Annotated in this window: 16 protein-coding genes and 1 riboswitch; of the genes, 12 read left to right on the top strand and 4 right to left on the bottom strand. The window is 53.8% G+C overall.

The features are described 5' to 3' along the window. The 3 genes from BLQ82_RS19520 to BLQ82_RS19510 all read right to left on the bottom strand — a co-directional run. Nucleotides 1-870: IS256 family transposase (locus tag BLQ82_RS19520; protein WP_074648426.1), on the bottom strand; the 870-nt coding region annotated here is incomplete at its 3' end. Between the two features lie 379 nt (nt 871-1,249). Next, the gene (locus BLQ82_RS19515; protein WP_074648424.1) at nt 1,250-1,474 is read right to left on the bottom strand and encodes a hypothetical protein; all 225 of its coding nucleotides are present in this window, start codon (nt 1,472-1,474) and stop codon (nt 1,250-1,252) included. Then, entirely contained in the window at nt 1,474-2,001 is a 528-nt protein-coding gene (locus BLQ82_RS19510; RefSeq protein WP_244280879.1) for a GNAT family N-acetyltransferase, read from the bottom strand. The genes BLQ82_RS19515 and BLQ82_RS19510 overlap by 1 nt, the downstream gene beginning before the upstream one ends. A gap of 396 nt (nt 2,002-2,397) precedes the next feature. Here BLQ82_RS19510 and BLQ82_RS19505 point away from each other — a divergent pair, with 396 nt between their 5' ends. From BLQ82_RS19505 to BLQ82_RS19465, 9 genes are all read left to right on the top strand, one after another. Further along, on the top strand, nt 2,398-2,691 hold the full coding sequence (locus BLQ82_RS19505; RefSeq protein WP_081758892.1) for a nucleoside-diphosphate sugar epimerase: 294 nt from the start codon (nt 2,398-2,400) through the stop codon (nt 2,689-2,691). Nucleotides 2,692-2,715: 24 nt separating this feature from the next. Then, on the top strand, nt 2,716-3,063 hold the full coding sequence (locus BLQ82_RS19500; RefSeq protein WP_062523428.1) for an alpha-helical endospore appendage domain-containing protein: 348 nt from the start codon (nt 2,716-2,718) through the stop codon (nt 3,061-3,063). Continuing rightward, nucleotides 3,060-3,371, top strand: coding sequence for a hypothetical protein (locus BLQ82_RS19495; protein ID WP_062523427.1), 312 nt, complete (start codon nt 3,060-3,062; stop codon nt 3,369-3,371). The genes BLQ82_RS19500 and BLQ82_RS19495 overlap by 4 nt, the downstream gene beginning before the upstream one ends. Beyond that, nucleotides 3,368-3,799 (top strand): hypothetical protein, encoded by a 432-nt coding sequence (locus BLQ82_RS19490; protein WP_062523426.1) that lies wholly within the window; start codon nt 3,368-3,370, stop codon nt 3,797-3,799. The genes BLQ82_RS19495 and BLQ82_RS19490 overlap by 4 nt, the downstream gene beginning before the upstream one ends. 176 nt (nt 3,800-3,975) lie before the next feature. Continuing rightward, nucleotides 3,976-4,515, top strand: coding sequence for a GNAT family N-acetyltransferase (locus BLQ82_RS19485; protein WP_062523425.1), 540 nt, complete (start codon nt 3,976-3,978; stop codon nt 4,513-4,515). 196 nt (nt 4,516-4,711) lie between these two features. Further along, nucleotides 4,712-4,810, top strand: a riboswitch (purine riboswitch). Nucleotides 4,811-4,873: 63 nt separating this feature from the next. Continuing rightward, nucleotides 4,874-6,211, top strand: coding sequence for a 5'-deoxyadenosine deaminase (locus BLQ82_RS19480; protein WP_062523424.1), 1,338 nt, complete (start codon nt 4,874-4,876; stop codon nt 6,209-6,211). A gap of 695 nt (nt 6,212-6,906) precedes the next feature. After that, nucleotides 6,907-8,805 carry an LTA synthase family protein gene (locus tag BLQ82_RS19475; protein WP_062523423.1) on the top strand — a complete coding sequence of 633 codons (1,899 nt, stop codon included), beginning with the start codon at nt 6,907-6,909 and terminating at the stop codon, nt 8,803-8,805. A gap of 9 nt (nt 8,806-8,814) precedes the next feature. Further along, on the top strand, nt 8,815-10,260 hold the full coding sequence (gene wsfD / locus BLQ82_RS19470; RefSeq protein WP_062523422.1) for a glycan biosynthesis hexose transferase WsfD: 1,446 nt from the start codon (nt 8,815-8,817) through the stop codon (nt 10,258-10,260). Then, nucleotides 10,250-10,435, top strand: a complete 186-nt coding sequence (locus tag BLQ82_RS19465; protein WP_062523421.1) for an aspartyl-phosphate phosphatase Spo0E family protein — start codon at nt 10,250-10,252, stop codon at nt 10,433-10,435. The genes wsfD and BLQ82_RS19465 overlap by 11 nt, the downstream gene beginning before the upstream one ends. A gap of 310 nt (nt 10,436-10,745) precedes the next feature. Here BLQ82_RS19465 and BLQ82_RS19460 read toward each other — a convergent pair whose 3' ends face one another. Further along, nucleotides 10,746-11,528 (bottom strand): AAA family ATPase, encoded by a 783-nt coding sequence (locus BLQ82_RS19460; protein ID WP_062523420.1) that lies wholly within the window; start codon nt 11,526-11,528, stop codon nt 10,746-10,748. A 211-nt stretch (nt 11,529-11,739) separates the two neighbouring features. On the opposite strand from BLQ82_RS19460, the gene BLQ82_RS19455 reads away from it, so the two are divergent. From BLQ82_RS19455 to BLQ82_RS19445, 3 genes are all read left to right on the top strand, one after another. Further along, nucleotides 11,740-12,837, top strand: a complete 1,098-nt coding sequence (locus BLQ82_RS19455; RefSeq protein ID WP_425281084.1) for a CgeB family protein — start codon at nt 11,740-11,742, stop codon at nt 12,835-12,837. 34 nt (nt 12,838-12,871) lie between these two features. Next, nucleotides 12,872-14,005 carry a CgeB family protein gene (locus tag BLQ82_RS19450; RefSeq protein ID WP_082722657.1) on the top strand — a complete coding sequence of 378 codons (1,134 nt, stop codon included), beginning with the start codon at nt 12,872-12,874 and terminating at the stop codon, nt 14,003-14,005. A gap of 586 nt (nt 14,006-14,591) precedes the next feature. Continuing rightward, the gene (locus BLQ82_RS19445) at nt 14,592-16,085 is read left to right on the top strand and encodes a glycosyltransferase family 4 protein (protein ID WP_062523418.1); all 1,494 of its coding nucleotides are present in this window, start codon (nt 14,592-14,594) and stop codon (nt 16,083-16,085) included. Nucleotides 16,086-16,874: the final 789 nt, after the last annotated feature.

Here is a 16,874-nt window from a genome sequence, read left to right as displayed (position 1 = left end):
CAGCTTGCTCCACTTGGCTTTCACAGTATCGAATGCGGCCCGGGCTAACTCTTCATCCGGCGCGGTGTATACCGTCTTCAGGGCTTCAATGACGTCGGTCTTGTGTTCGACCCGGATTTTGGGGAACGTGGCACGGACCTTGTGAACCACACAGTGCTGCACATCTGCTTTGGGGTACATTTCTTTGAATGCGGCATCCAGGCCCGGAAGTCCGTCAAATACACCTAGAAGCACTTCCTGCGCTCCACGGTGGTACAGATCTTTGAGGACCTCCCGCCAGCCGTTTGAACTCTCTTGACCGCCGACGTAGAACCCCAGGATTTGACGATGTCCCTCTTCGTCGATACCCATCGCAAAATAGATGACTTCACCACTCACGGTCCCTCGTCTGAGCTTCACGTACAGCCCGTCCAGGTAAATCACGGCGTAACGTTTGGCGAGCGGACGGGACTGCCAGTTCTGAATGTCCTCCAGCACCGTGGCCGTAATGTTGCTCACGGTCGTTGCGGAATAATGGCTGCCGAACATGCTTTCAATGAACCGGGCCACGTCCCGTGTGCCCATGCCGCTTTTGTACATCTGGATGACGGCTTCTTCCAGCCACCCATCCCGCCGTTGGTAGGGCTCAAACAGTTGCGTCTGGAACTGACTCTGACGGTCACGTGGAACCTTAAGATTCTCCACATTCCCGTATTTCGTGTGCAGACTGCGCGGGTAATATCCATTGCGACTGTTGCTTGGTCCGGACTCTTCCGTAGCCATGAATTCTTGGATTTCTGCTCGCATAATAGACTCTAAATTGTCTTTTACAAATTGAATAACAAGATTTTCAAATAGATTATTCAGCATATTTTCGGGTACAATAGTCATCGAGTAGGGTTCCTTTCTTGGTGGTTTCGCAATCCCGAGAATACCCTACTTTTTTGTTGCCTGCTAGGCTCCAAATTTTGGTACACAACTTACTTTACGCCATCTAGTTCGGTAAAATGTGAGGTAAGAGTACCTCTGATTTGGTGGGAAATGGTTAGTTTGGCGAAATGAGAGGTAAAAGTACCTCTGGTCTGGTAGGAAACGATTAGTTAGGAAAAATGAGAGGTAAAAATACCTCTGATCTCCCAGCAGCATTTCAGTATCGGCAAAAGTGCCGTTGTTTCCACCGCAGGCGCCCGCGGCCCCCTCAACAACGGTAAAAGTGCCGTTGTTTCGCCCGGCCCAAGCCGGCGGCCCCTCAACAACGGTAAAAGTGCCGTTATTTCGCCCGGCCCAAGCCGGCGGCCCCCTCAACAACGGCAAAACTGCCGTTGTTTCCACCGAAGGCGCCCGCGGCCCCCACAACAACGGCAAAACTGCCGTTGTTACCGGCAATCGCCGCCGCTCCCCTCAGGCAAGTGAGGCACCTGGATTGCACCTCAGCACAATCATTGTATCCCCTGCTGCCGACGGGGTTCACCATTGCATCTGGCGAAGCGCGCATCAGACCCCGGTTCCTGCCGGAGCCTGGGTGCCCGGCCGGGCGATGCGCCACCAGATCAGCTCTTCGGCCTCCCGGTGCTGTTGTGCGCCGAGGTGCTTAAGGACTTTGTGCGAGGCGGCATTGTCTGTTTCGGTATCGGCGATGACCCACAGCGCCCGTGGATCGCTGAAAATCCAGCCGCAGATGCATTGCAATGCCTCCGTAGCATATCCTTGTCGGCGGTGGCTCTCGTTGATTGTGTAACCTATGATAACTTCGCCCTGATCGTTCGGGCAGCCCTTGAGGATGATGAAGCCGATCAGCCGCTGTTCATCCCGCTGGATAACCGCCCAGTTGGTCAGCCATGGATAGTTAAGCGGATCCTGAAGTACCTTGGAGTGTCTGACCTGCATGGCATACAGCATTTCATCGTCCAGTACAGTTCCGCTGGCGTTCAGACCAAAATCCCGCTCCAGTCCCGCATAATTCACCCCCGCCAAGGATAGCTGGGCCAGTGTTAAAGGCCGCAGATCCAGTCGGGTGCTCATGAGTTTCAATAGAATGCCCCCCATCCGGCAGTACCGGCTGCAAATATGGATATGGAAAAAAGTACAAATCCACCCCCAGCATAATCTCGGCATCTCCGCCTTGTCAATCCTTCATAGCCTCGCCTCTCCCGTTGCCCCCCATACGGTTTCCGTCTATTGCTGCTCTGTACCCCCCTGATACAAGTCTATTCAAAAAGTGGGCGGATGTAACCGTTTCACTTTTCTCCCTCTGACATAATGCGTGCCCCCTGCGTTGAAGTCTGGTCGGGGCCGGTTACGCTCTTTTCTATAGAATCTGAAATTTAACCCGGTGCCGCTCTGCAACTTCCTGCAAAGCCCAGCACCGTAAAGGCTTCTGCCGCATATGCTGTAGCAGGGCGTTTGAGCAAAGGAGACATGAAGGTGCAGAGTAAAATAACGAAGGTCCTGCAGCACATGGCCCATACGCACGAACAGATGGCACGGATTCTCGACGCCGAACGCCACGTAGCCGTCCGTATGTCGCAAATTGTCCATGATCTGCCGGATGTAGAGCCTGATTTTGGCGGATTCAGCGGGCTGGTGGAAAGCACGGGTCAGGTCAACAAAAATATTATTGCCTATCTCAACGCGATTGCTGATCTGGAAGAGGCGATGGCTGAAGGGGTGGGCAGGGTTATCAAGGAACTGAACGGCCAGGAAGAAGAGTAGCGCTTACAGAGCAGGAGGTGGAAGATGAGCAGAGAAAAGGCTTATCTGCAAATGCTGGAGTCGTCCGCTACTATCCAGTGGAACATCGCAATGATTCTTGAGGCCAAGGCGGTGGAAGCGGAAAAAGTGAAGCAGTGGACACAGCATCATATCCACGCTAGAGCGTTCGACTCCCATGAAGAGCAGCTGAAGGAAACCATCTCCATTCACGAAGTGATCGTGGAAATGGTTGAAGGGCTGACCAAGCTGGAAAATGGGTTGTACAGCAATTTAAAAGCGGTGCTGGGCAGCGGTGAAGATGGCGGAGAAGGCGGAGAAGGCTTTGGCGGCATGTCCGGCGAGGGCTTCGATTTCGGGGAAGACAGCAAATGAGCGGCGGGCTGCTCTCTGAACACGCCGTCAAGCTGGAGATGATCCGCTCCATTGCCCGCAGCCAGGCTGCGCTTGCGGCCATCTTGGAGAGTATCGCCGAGGTTACGGGGCAATCGGAGCTGACAGCCCGCAAGCTGAGCGACAATATCCGGATTTTGAGCCAATATCAGAGCGCGATGTGCCGGATGATGTCCGGTATTTCGCTGCATCAGCCGAAACGGGGAAATCCTGCTGCGCCATGGCTGAGTCCGGCTTGCGCAGGCGGTACTGCGAGAAGTACATGGAGTACAGGAGGAGTAGAAGGATGAAGAAAAAGAAGCTGGGAAAGGTGCGCCCGGGCAGCAGAACCCGCAGACGCACACTGCTGCTGTCGCGCAAAGCCAGAATCCGCAAAGGCCCTTCACGCAAAACGAGCAGAGGACTGGCGCTCCGGACCGGCAAGACCAAGAGAGGCCTCTTGCTTCGGAGAAAAAGAAGATTCCGCCGCCGGCTTGTCCGCAGAGTGCAGGTAGTTCAGCAGCCGGTGCAGGTAGTGCAACCGCCGGTAGAAGTAGTGGCGGCGGTTGAGGTTCCGCCCGTGGCACAGGTGGTGCCCCTCCCCCCGGATCTGGGCGTCCCTCCGGAAACGCCGCCGGGAGACGCCTTTCAGCAGGGCTACACCGAAGCATACAACGTGGGGTTCGACGCGGGTTTCGCCAAGGGCTTCGAGGACGGGCATAAGCTGGAGCTGGGCTAATAGGCCTGGAGTAACAGGATAAGGGTGCTCTATAGAGGTGGCATGCCGTATACCGCACCCGCCTCTATAGAACTTGGCGTGGATGCATCCACGCTTTCGATACTGCTCCCGGATATGGTAGACTTCTTAACAGAATCTTTACCAGGTTCAAATGCCGATAGGAAGCAGGGATGTACATGAGTGGGGAGAAGATACGTAATGCACGTAGAGATGAGATTGGAGCGATCATGGAGCTGATTGCCAAATGTGTACAGGTCATGCAGGCCGGCGGAAGCGACCAGTGGGATGAGAGCTACCCGAACAAAGAGGTCATCTCGGAGGATGTGGACAAAGGCACGCTATATGTCTACGAAGAGCAGGGAGGTATCGCCGGCATTATTGTGCTGGACGAGGAACAGGCGGAGCAGTACGATGCCATTGACTGGGCTGAGGGGCAGGGGCCGCACCTCATTATGCACCGGCTGGCAGTTCATCCTGAGGTGCAGGGCAAGGGGATTGCGCGCAAGCTGATTGCTTTTGCTGAAGAACATGCCCAGAGCAGCGGCTATACCAGCATCCGGCTGGACACCTACGCCAAGAATGCAAGGGCGCTGGCGCTATATCCCTCGCTCGGCTATGAACACAGAGGTGTAGTGGATTTTCCTGGGCGCACGGCGAACTTTTCTGTATTCGAGAAAGTGCTCACAGCCAGCGGAAATAATGGACAAGCCAGTTAACCGTTAACGGGATATCCCTTGTGGAGATCAGCAGAGGATGCTTGCTAAATGATTTTTTTGTCATTAAACATGACACGTAATTGGTGGAGATCTCTATTTTCCGACGAATAGTATTTAAAATTATATTTATGTTATTTTATATAACATACATTGACACTAAAGTTGTCTTTGATTTATGATAGGGTTATTCAGCAAGCAATTGAATAATCCTTTTTTTCGTATATCCTTAATAATTGGTTTAAGGGTCTCTACCGGGAACCGTAAATTTCTGGCTACGAAAATATGCCCAGGCATATTTTTGTGGCCTTTTTGTGCTAGTGGCGGATATGGATAACACAAGACAAGGGGGACGATGAAGATGGCCAATATCCTGATCCGGAATGCAGAGATTATCACAATGAACAAGCAGGAAGAAATCATCTATGGAGATATCCGCATCAGGGACAACCTGATTGCCGAGATCGGCAGCGGCCTTGTGGCGCAGGGGGATGAGCGGGTGATTAACGCCAAGAACCGTACCGTCATTCCCGGTTTTGTGCAGACGCATATTCATCTCTGCCAGACGCTCTTCCGGGGCAAGGGGGATGATCTGGAGCTGATGGACTGGCTGCGCAAGCGGATTTGGCCGCTTGAAGCGGCGCATGACGAGGAGTCGCTGTATTATTCGGCCATGCTGGGGATCGGAGAGCTGATTTCCAGCGGCACAACGACAATTGTGGATATGGAGACGGTACATCATACGGATTTTGCGTTTCAGGCGCTCGCGAGGAGCGGCATCCGCGCCTTGTCCGGCAAGGTGATGATGGACCAGAAGAATGCGGATGCGCCTGAGGCCCTGCAGGAGGAGACGGCGGCTTCGCTCCAGGAGAGCGTGGATTTGCTGGAAAAATGGAACGGGTACGGCAACGGCAGGATTCAATATGCGTTCTCGCCGCGTTTTGTAATCTCCTGCACCGAGCCGCTGCTGCGGGAAGTGCGCGACCTGTCCGAACGCTATGGGGTCAAGGTGCACACCCATGCTTCCGAGAACCTGGGGGAGATTGAGATCGTTCAGGCCATGACCGGCATGCGCAACATTGTCTATCTGGATCATCTGGGGCTGGCGAACGAACGTCTGATTCTGGCGCATTGTGTCTGGCTGGATGATGAGGAACGGCGCATTTTGCGTGACCGCGGGGTTCATGTCAGCCATTGCCCGGGCTCCAATCTGAAGCTGGCTTCCGGCATCGCGGATACACCGGGCATGCTGCAGACCCAAATTCATCTCAGCCTTGGTGCAGACGGGGCGCCGTGCAACAACAATCTGGATATGTTCAATGAGATGCGGCTGGCCGCCATAATTCAGAAGCCGCAGCATGGACCGACCACGATGGATGCGAGAAGTGTCTTCCGGATGGCGACCATCGGCGGAGCCAAAGCAGTGGGTATGGAGGATCAGATCGGCAGCATTGAGGTTGGCAAAAAAGCAGACCTCGCCATTCTGAATCTCTACAACTTCCATACCTTCCCTTCCTTCGATGTAGATCCGATCTCCCGCATTGTCTATTCAGCGACCCGGGCCGATGTGGAAACAACGATCGCCGACGGTGAAATCCTCATGGATAAAGGGCTGCTGAAGACGGTAGACAAGGACACTGTGCTCCATGAAGCCAACCGCTCCATCAAAAGGCTGCTGGCGCAGACTTCACTTGCCTAACCCGGGTGTAGCGCAGGATGTCAACTAACAAAGAACCGGCAGAGGGAAGAAGCCCTCTGCTTTTTTTGAATTCACCTGAAAAGGTGAGGATCAGTCAGAGTATGATATCTTTCCAACTAACGCTCGAGAAAACCGGGGAACAAAAGGGTGAGCAAACGGTGAACAAGCGCTAGTTGGAAAAAGGGAACTTATTTTTTCAATAAATCAACAATCGTGAGATTTAGGTGGAAAAAAGAAACTTATTGGGGCTATATTACTCCGCCAAGGGCGAAATGGGCTGAATTAGTGTGCCTTTTTCCACTTAGAGTTGCCGCAGGATTCATGGAGGGTACGCTAGCAACGTCGGGGGGGATGAAACAATCGTGCTGAACCTGTAAGCCTATCCTTTTTCAAGTCTGCTCGGAAGTGGGAATGTAAGTTCACTGTTTCACACTGTTTCCACTTGAGTTTGGTACGATCCAAGCAGAGAGGCTGGACGGATGGGAAAAGAGGTGTTTCGCCTGGCGAGAACGTGTTTACGGAGTCATCAGGCAACCTAATCCTAAAATCTAAAACGGCTACACTGCCCAGCGAAAGGCGGGGCGGCGTCCTTTTTTGATAAGGAGCAGAACTATTGTTATACTAAAGAAATCTGAGATTTTACAGAAAAAGAGAATTGGGTTAACAAATCAACTACAAGTTACAGAGGAGAAGTTATGAACGAGAACAAACCTGTGCGGGTAGGGAGGCATTTCTATATCGTGGCAGGGCTGGTCTGGCTGAAGCTGCTGCTGCTGCGGGGGCTGTTTTTTGACCGGATTGCCTGGGAATGGATTGCTGCGGATTTGGCGCCCGTGCTGCTGCTGATGGGAATCCTGGCACTGGTCATTCCGGCGCGGATGAAGACAGGGGTGTATTGGGCTTTTAACGGCCTGCTATCGCTGCTGCTGTTTGCGGCGAGTGTCTATTTTAACCATTTCGGCTCCGTTCCAACCTACCTGGCCTTTTATGAGTTGAATCAGGTGTTTCAGGTGAAAGAGAGTGTAGAATCTACAATCCAGAGCATTGATTATCTGTTTTTTGCGGATCTGGTGATTGCAGGCGTCTACAGGCTGTTCCGCAGATGGAAAAGAGGGCCGGCCCTTCCGCTGCGCCGCTATGTCTCACCTGGAGCGCGGAGAGTGCAGTGGATCGTCATCCTTGTGTCCATTATCGGCGGCGGTGCACTATCGGCCTACTCGGTTCATGCGGCCCGCGGCGTTACCAATGAGCTGGTGCAGGCGGAGAGCGCCGGGTTTCTGAACTATGAGGTGTTCGCGGCGATGAAATCCCAGGAAGATAACGGCCTCATCGGCACCGGGGATATTCAGGAGACCATTGCCAAGGTTGACGCGCTGGAGGCGTCTTATCCTTACAGCAGCAAGCCTGCAGGGACGATGCCGGATTATTTCGGTTCACAACAAGGGAAGAATGTAATCGTGATTCAGATGGAGGCCTTTCAGAACTTTCCGCTGCATCAGTCGCTGGATGGACAGGAGCTGACCCCGGTGCTGAACCGCTTGGCCGGCGAAGGTTTTTATTTCCCGCATGTCTATCAGCAGATCGGAGCGGGCAATACCTCGGATGCGGAGTTTATGAGCAATACCTCCATTTATCCGATTGCAACGCTCGCGATGTCCACAGGCTTCGGTGACCGGGTGCTGCCAAGTCTGCCGCGCCTTTTGCGGGATAAAGGCTATGAGGCGTACACTTTTCATGTGAACAAGGTGGGCTTCTGGAACCGCAATGAGCTGTATCCGGCGCTGGGTTTTAATGGCTACTATGAAAAGGGTGATTTCAAAAATGACCATTTCAACGCCTTCGGCGCTTCGGATGAGCAGCTGTATAAGACGGCTGTGGAGAAGCTGGCAGCGCTGCAGTCCAAGGGGACGCCATTTTATGCCCAGCTGGTGACGGCTTCGAGCCATCATCCCTTCAAAATCCCTGATGCCTTCAAAAGAATCACCCTGCCGGACTCTTTGCAGAATACGATGCTCGGTGACTATCTGACTGCTATCAACTATACGGACTACGCCATCGGCACCTTGATTGACGGGCTGAAGCAGAATGGCCTCTGGGACCATACGGTCCTGGTGCTGTACGGCGATCATTTCGGGCTGCAGCCCAAGGACGTTCCCCCGGAACAGGTGGAGAAAGCGCTCGGAATTCCTTACGATTCGCGGATCAGCCGCTTCAATATACCGCTGATTATGCACGTGCCGGGCATGGCCCAGGGCCGGGTTGTCAAGCAGACCGGGGGGCAGTTGGATATTTTGCCGACCCTCGCCAATCTGCTGGGGGTATCGCTGAAGCAGGAAGGGTTCACGGCCTTTGGGCATGATCTGCTTAATATTGACCGCAATGTGGTTGGCATGCGCTATTATTCGCCAACAGGCTCTTTTTTCAACAATGAGATTATGTTCGTGCCGGGCAAAGGCTTCGCAGACGGCGAGGCGGTGTCGCTGGATACGCTCCAGCCGGTAGCGGATATCGATAAATATCAGAGCGACTATGAATATATTCTGAAGCTGATGGGCTTATCGGATGAATACGTGAAGCTGCTTCCGCAGCGGTAGGGAGAAGATATGAAACGTTGGTTCAAGGCAGAAAATCTCATTGCCCTCGCGGGCTGTGGCCTAATCATTTATTTGCTGTTTGTGCAGCCGTTCGTCGGCGTGGCCGATAATGGCGACTTCAAGCGGATGATGAACACAGTAGGATTGGATTACTATAATGCCGCGGAAAGTTATGCCGACCGCTTTTTCAGCTTCAGCCATTCGAGATTTGCCTATGAAAATTTATTCCAGGGCTTCTATCCGTCCTCGCAAATTCTGCTGGTGCTGGTGCCGAGACTGCTGGCCGGGCTGGTGCACGGCAGTTATTTTGATATCCGTCTGCTGGCGGCAGTGTATGCGCTGCTGCTGCTGGCGGCGACCTGGATGATCGTCAAGCTGGGCGGCAGCCGCTCCTATATTACGGGACTCCTGCTCGGCGCAGGAATGCTTATCGTATTTTACGATATCGGGTATCTGGCCTACTTCAATTCACTGTTTGGCGAGCCGGTATCGATGGTGTCCATGCTGCTTACTTTTGCACTGGGACTCAGGCTGGCAGGACAGGAGCGGCCGACAACCAAAGGGCTGGCGCTGTTTTTTATCGCTGTATTGTTTCTGGTCTGCTCCAAAATCCAGAATGCCCCGGTGGGCATTGCCTTTTCCCTGATCTTCCTGCGGCTGATGACACTGAACGGAACGGGGAACTGGCGCAAGCTGGCCATGCGGTTCGCGGTAGCGGTATGTCTTGTTTCGGTGATTATGTATGTGGCTGCACCCAAGGAGCTGAAGCATATCAACCTGTATCAGACGGTTTTTTTCGGGATTTTGAACGGGTCGCCGGATGTGCGGGGGGACCTGCGCGAGCTGGGTTTGCCGGAGAAGCTGGAAGTGCTGGCGGGCACGAACTATTTCCAGTCCGGTACAGCGATCAAGCAGGATGATCCGTCGCTTCAGGCGGATTTTTATGACCGCGTGTCCCATAAGGATGTACTCTTCTTCTATATTAAGCATCCCTCGCGGCTGGTAGATGGTATGAAATATGCTGCCCGGAACAGCATGGACCTGCGTCCCTATTACCTTGGAAACTATGAGAAGTCTGAAGGACGGCCGGAAAAGGCATTATCCTATGCGTACAGCACCTGGAGCCAGTTCAAAAGAGAAGTGCTGCCGCATTCGCTTGGCTTTCTGGCTATATTCTATCTGCTCTATTATGCCGGCGTCTTGTTCGAATATTTCCGCAGCCGGGATCGGCGCGGACGGATTGCCGGGGAACTGCTGATGCTGCTGGGGCTGATTGGGCTATTTTCTTTTCTGGTGCCGATTATGGGGGATGGCAGGGCAGATATCGGGAAGCACCTGTTTCTGTTCAACGTCAGCTTCGATATGATGGCTGTGGCGATGTTCGGCTGGGTCGTCCACAAGCTTGTGAGGCTGGCACAATCCGTCGCCGGGAAAAGCGGCCAATATGGGAGATAAACAACATCAGGCACGTATTGAACTAGCCCGGAAAGAGCTGCACGCCCTGGCCTTGGAGCTGGGGATCAGCCACCCTAGAGTGCTCAGCCAATCAGTGAAGCTGGATATGCTGATCAATGAGTATATTGAATGTCAGGCGGACGAGACCGGGGAAATGACCAGGAGAGATCACTAGAATTAGCCGAATGTCAAAAGACACTTGTACAGGCGAGGGATTACCTGCATAAGTGTCTTTTTGTGTGCTGAGAGAGTGGGCTGACACCGGGGAGTGGGGAATGAAATGCTGTACGTACTACAACAATCTGACTTCGATAAGACGTAGGCATGGGAAAAGCTGCATGTAAAACAACAAGCTGGCGTCTGGAGCGCAGCAGCGCGAAAATGCTGCAATAATCCGCCGTCTGGGTGGCAGCAGCGCGAGAAATGCTAAATTTCGTGTAAATCCCCCCCAATTGGGCGCCCGTTGTCTCACCTGTCTCGCCCTGCTATCCTTTTCCGCCGTCTCCCAGCAGCTCGCGCAGCATTCCCGCACGGTCGTTCATGAATGCCTTGGTTACGGTGTAGTGCTCCGTTTCTTCCAGAGTGACCTGCCGGATGCCCTCGCCCTCCAACAGGTATATATCCGCCCCGGGATAGGACATCAAAATCGGTGAGTGGGTGGCGATGATAAACTGGGAGTGCTGCTCCACCAGCTCGTGCATGCGCACCAGCAGCGACATCTGCCGAAGCGGGGAGAGGGCTGCCTCCGGCTCGTCGAGTATATAGAGGCCTTGTCCGCCAAAGCGGTGGACAAAGGCGGCGAAAAATGATTCCCCGTGCGACTGCTCATGCAGTGACTTGCCCCCGTAGGAATTTTTGATCATAGGGCTCTGTACCCGTTCTCCCGTTTCCTCATCCAGCTGGTCAATATAAGATGCTACATTATAGTAGCTCTCCGCACGCAGAAAGAAGCCGTCCCTGGGGCGTCTCACCCCTTTGACAAGCCGCAGGTACTCATGCAGGCTGGAGTGCGAGGTGCGGGTATTGAATGAGAAATTCAGCGTTCCGCCTTCGGGATTAAAGCCCCAGGCTGCAGCAATGCCTTCCAATAGCGTGGATTTCCCCGTCCCGTTCTCCCCCACAAGGAACGTAACCCTGTTCTGAAAAGCCAGCCGGTTAAAGCTGCGGATCACCGGCAAATCAAACGGATAGGCCTGAAAAGAAGGGACCCGTTCACGCAGCAGCTCCGCATGGCGGATGTAGAGCATGGCGTTATCCATTGCATACATTCTCCCACTCTCCCACTCTCCAAATCTCTTTAATTGCATCTCACTTGCTTCCATAATTGTAGCCCGAGTGGAATCAATCTGCAAAGGTTCGGGCAGCTTGGGCAATAGACAGGGGGCATATGCCAATTTCGGCGGGATACAGACAGATGTCCATGAGGCGGATGCTGACTCCGCATATAGTTATACTGTCTTGAGAATATAACGGGGCAGGGTGAAAGCCGTGAAATCAAAAAAGAGAAAAGTGCATCCACGGGATTACCGCGACGGTTATCAGGAAGGCTACCGCCTCGGCCTGTGTGAAGCCGTGAAACGCCTGAATTCTCCGGAAGTGGAGGCATGCCGGCCGCTCAAGCTGATGTATGTTCCGCAGGGATTTCAAGCGATTGATACGGGGATAACGGAAGCGCTGGGGCAGCTTGTCAGCGAACTGGTCATCAGCTCTCCGGAGACCATGCTGGAGATAGCCGCCCGCGAGTCGCCGGGAGCTGTGCTGGTCATGAATGGACTGCATGTGTTCCCCGAGAATCATCTGGAACAGATCACGGAAATACGGAAACTGGGTATACCTACAGCAATCTGGTTTGTGGATGATCCTTATTTTACTGAGGATACGTCGGTGATTTGCCAGCATTATGACCATATCTTTACTCATGAACTGGCTTGTGTGGAGTTCTACCATGACCTCGGAATGAGTTCAGTACATTACCTTCCGCTCTGTGTTAATCCGCAGATGTTCTACCCGCGCCGCACCGGTCCGCAGTATCAATATGATGTTGTTTTTATCGGCAATGCCTTCCGCAACCGGACAGAGCTGTTTGACGGGCTGGCTCCGTTTCTCCAAGGCAAGAAGGTGCTGATCGCCGGAGGGTTCTGGGAACGGCTGTCCACCTATGAGGAGCTGTCACCTTTTATTAAAGACGGCTTTATTCCTCCGGAGGAGACCGCAAATTATTACAGCGGTGCAAAGCTGGTCATTAATATTCACCGTCCGTGGGAGGGCGGGCAGGACAACCGGAATTCTTTTCAGCTTCCCTCCCGCTCCATTAATCCGCGAACCTATGAAATCAGTGCCTGCGGGACCATGCAGCTGACCGATGTCCGCGAGGATCTAAGCAATTATTACCGTCCGGGCAAGGATTTGGATACCTTTGAAAATCCCGATGAGCTGAAGTACAAAATCGACTACTATCTGAAGCATGAGAAGGAACGCCGGCAGATCGCACTTCAGGGACTGCGGACGACCCTCCGCCATCATACCTTTACTTCCCGGCTGCCTCACTTGCTGAATGTTCTGACAGCACAAGTATGATATCCAATACGGATGTAAAAGGAGCGAATAACCTATGAATAATAATTTTGTAATGCCAGCACCACCGCTGCCGCGAACACCGGCGGAAGAAGAGAAGCTGCGGGGCCGCCTGTCCGGCTTCAAGGTAGGTTACGATGAAGGCTACCTGCGGGGAAGACTTGCCATCCTGGATGGCCGCCCGGAGGAGCCGCTTCCAGTTCGTAATATCCATGTGATGTACGTGGCATCGGGAAAAGGCTACCCGTACTCGCCGCTCGATGATGCGGTCCTCTATGCGCTGCAAAAATTGACCACCCAGGTCACGATTACCGATGTGCGGCAGAATCTGGTGGAGCTTGCGGATGCGCAGCGCCCTGATCTGGTGCTGGTTTTGGATGGAATGGATCTGCCGCTTGACCAAGTGGCCGTCCTGCGCGGTAAAGGCATTAAGACAGCCATTTGGCTTACGGATGATCCTTACTATACGGACTTCACGGTAAAAATCGTAGCCCACTACGATTATGTGTTCACGCTGGAACAGAATTGTGTGGAATTCTACCGCGGCTTGGGATGCCCGGAGGTGCATTATCTGCCCTTTGCTGCCCATAGGGAGCATTACCGCCCGACAACCGGCCGTTCACCGGTCAGCCGGGATATCAGCTTTATTGGTTCCGCGTACTGGAACAGAATTCACTTCTTCCGTGAGATTATGCCGGAGCTGATGGGCTATAACACAATCATCAACGGTATTTGGTGGGATCGGCTGCCGGAGGCGCCGCTCTATGGGGAACGCATTGAGATCGGCAAATGGATGACGCCGCAGGAGACAGCAGTCACCTACAGCGGCTCCAAAATCGTCATTAATCTCCACCGCTCCCACATCGACGAGGCTGCGAATAACAACACTTTATTGATTCCTGCCGTTTCACCGAATCCGCGCACCTTTGAAATTGCGGCCAGCGGAACCCTGCAGCTGTGTGATGCAAGAGGGGATATGGGCTCCTTTTATACCGTAGGTGAAGAGATCGATACGTTCACCAGCCCGCGCGAATTGATGGATAAAATCCGCTATTACCTGACTCATGAAGAGGAACGCCGCGCTATGGCTCTGCGCGCTTTTGAGCGGACGCTTAAGGATCATACGTACACCAGACGCCTGCATAAGCTGTTGACCATAATTTATGGCTAAGCAGTACGGAGCGCATGGGAAATGTGCGTATATCCGGGGGACAGGTGTCGTGCCGGCATCTGTTCCCTCTCAATATACTACTGGAGTACCGGGCATTGGCGTTTGCCAGCAGAATCCCCGGCTTTGACCGCCATGGTGCCCAAAAACTCAACTTAAGCAATGTGAGTTTACAGCAAGACATGAACGGTAAAATTAGCTCCGTAAAACAAAGCAGAAGCTTCCGAAGCAAGTATAACTGTGAAGATAGTTCATGTAGCAATGCTCCGTAAAACAAAGCAGATGCTTCCGAAGCAAGTTTTACTGCGAAGATAATTCATGTAGCAATGCTCCGTAAAACTAAGCAGAAGCTTCCGAAGCAAGTTTTACTGCGAAGATAATTCATGTAGCAATGCTCCGTAAAACTAAGCAGAAGCTTCCGAAGCAAGTTTTACTGCGAAGATAATTCATGTAGCAATGCTCCGTAAAACTAAGCAGAAGCTTCCGAAGCAAGTTTTACTGCGAAGATAATTCATGTAGCAATGCTCCGTAAAACTTTTAGGGAGGTGAATGGCTGCTCCACAGCCCCGCCAAGGAGCGCCGACACACCATGGCCGACAAAGCGACAATCGTGCTCTTTTCCCATGTATCCAATACACGCAGCATTACAGGAGCGGAGAAGCTGCTGCTGTTCTTCAGCCGGGAGCTGTCACCCTACTTCAACTGCATTCTCGTGGCACCCCAGGAAGGCAAGCTGACCCGGCAGGCGCGTAAAAATGGACTGAATGTACAGCTGCTGACCATTCCTCTGGTCTACGGGATGTACACACCCTATGCCGGGCTGGAGCCGGATATCCGCAAATTTCAGGAGAAACGTGAGTATTGCGAGCTGGTAGAGTGGCTTGCTGCCCTGCGCCCGGCGTTTATTATCTCCAGTACCTGTGTTCATGCTTTGCCGGCGATGGCGGCGAAATCACTGGGCATCCCCGTGGTGTGGAAGATCTCGGAGACCATCACGGACAACGATTTCACTTCAATCAGTACGGAGCTGATCCACAAGAACAGCGATGAGATTCTGGCCATCTCCCATACGGCGGCGTCTTGCTTTCCCGAGGATATCCGCGCGGAGAAGGTGACGCAGCTTCCCCCGTCGTGGAATGATTCGGAGATGATGTTCGAAGCCTGGAGCAAGCTGCGGAGTGAACGCCGCCGTGATTTGCGGGTTGCCCCCAAAGAGCCGCTTATCGGTTATATTTCTTCATTTATTAATAAAGAAAAGGGACTGGAGCATTTCGTAAAAATGGCTGTTCTTGTATCAAAGCAGCATCCCGAAGCAAAATTCATGGTCGTCGGGACACCGGGAGATAAAAGCTACTATGAGCGCTGCGTCCGTAAGGTAAAGCTGGAAGGCCTGACCTCACATTTCAAATTCGTAGGCTACGAAGAGAGTCTTCCGGAGGTCTATTGCGCCATGGATATGCTGGTGGTTCCCAGCCTGATCCGCGAGGGTTTCGGCATGACTGCGCTGGAAGGTCTGGCCTTCGGCAAGCCGGTAGTGGCTTATGCATCAGGCGGCTTGTACGAAATCCTCCATGCCGCCGGATGCGGCGAACTGCTTGCTCCGGTGGGAGACATCGACCAGCTGGCACAGCGGGTGAACAGCCTGCTGGCGGAGCCGGGGCTGGCAGCCGTCGTCGGCAGCCAGGCGCGGGAGCGCGTCGACGCCGTCTATGGACCGGCGGCCTACCGCACGCGCCTGCAAGGCCTTGCGGAGAGATGGCATCTCCGCTACTGCCCCGCGCCGCTGGAACCTGCCGGCGCACCGGAGCCCCCCGCTGCTGCCGAAGCTCCGGACAGCAGCGGGCCCGCCCCGCCGCCGCCGGAGCCGCAGCGGCGAACCCCCGCAAGCCGCGCAGCACGGCTGCGGCGCGGCAGGCTCCGGCGCGGCAAGCTTCGCCGCGCCAAAACCGGGGCGCGCAGCAGTCCGCGCCCCGGCCGCAAGCGGCGCGCCGCAGGCAGCACGCGCCGGAAGAGCAGCGGCGGCAAGCACCGCCGCACGGGCCATGCCCGCCGCCAGGCGAAGCGGCGGCGCAAAGCGGCCTAGGCCTGCGGGGGTCTCGCAGGCCGCATGCCCTAAGCACGCCGCCGGCGAAGGCGTGCCCCTGAAGCTGCTGCGCGGTGCAAGTGCGCAGCAGCCGCAGCCGCGCCGTGCCGCTCATAACGGCCAAAATGCCGTTATTCCCGCCACCGGCGCGCCACGCACCCAACACCGGCCAAAGTGGCGATAATTCCGCCACCGGCGCGCCACGTACCCAACACCGGCTGAAAGTGGCGATAATTCCGCCACCGGCGTCCAGATGCACGCAGCACCGGCCGAAGTTTCGTTAATTCCATCACCGGCGCGCCAGGCTCAAGCTGTTAAGAAGTTTGTGTAAGGAACGAATGTATCACCTCAATGCTCCTCGGTTGGTTGTTTGTGTAAGAAACCTTCGGATCTACTAGGTGCTACTTGGTAAGGTGAAGTGGAATAAGTACCACTAATTTGCCCGTTGGTCCTGCGTTACACAAGCTAAGTGGAAAAAGTATCACTAATTTGCTCGATAGCCCTGCGTTACACAAACTAAATGGAAAAAGTATCACTATTTCGGCTCATTTTGCTTCTAATGGATAAATATTGCCTAATTAAGTTTACTTTTTCCACCTAAATCTCACGATTGTTTATTTTCGGGAGAAATAACTATACTTTTTCCCACTCGCATCCGAAACAACGGCAAAACTGCCGTTAAATCCGCCGCACACGCACCAGACGCACCCAACAACGGCAAAACTGCCGTTAAATCCGCCGCAAACGCACCAGCCGCACCTAACAACGGCAAAACTGCCGTTAAATCCG

It is taken from the genome of Paenibacillus jilunlii (genome assembly GCF_900102965.1).
Taxonomy (GTDB): domain Bacteria; phylum Bacillota; class Bacilli; order Paenibacillales; family Paenibacillaceae; genus Paenibacillus_AQ; species Paenibacillus_AQ jilunlii.
The sequence above is the reverse complement of the archived record's forward strand: the minus strand, read 5'-3'. Positions and strand labels throughout refer to the sequence as shown.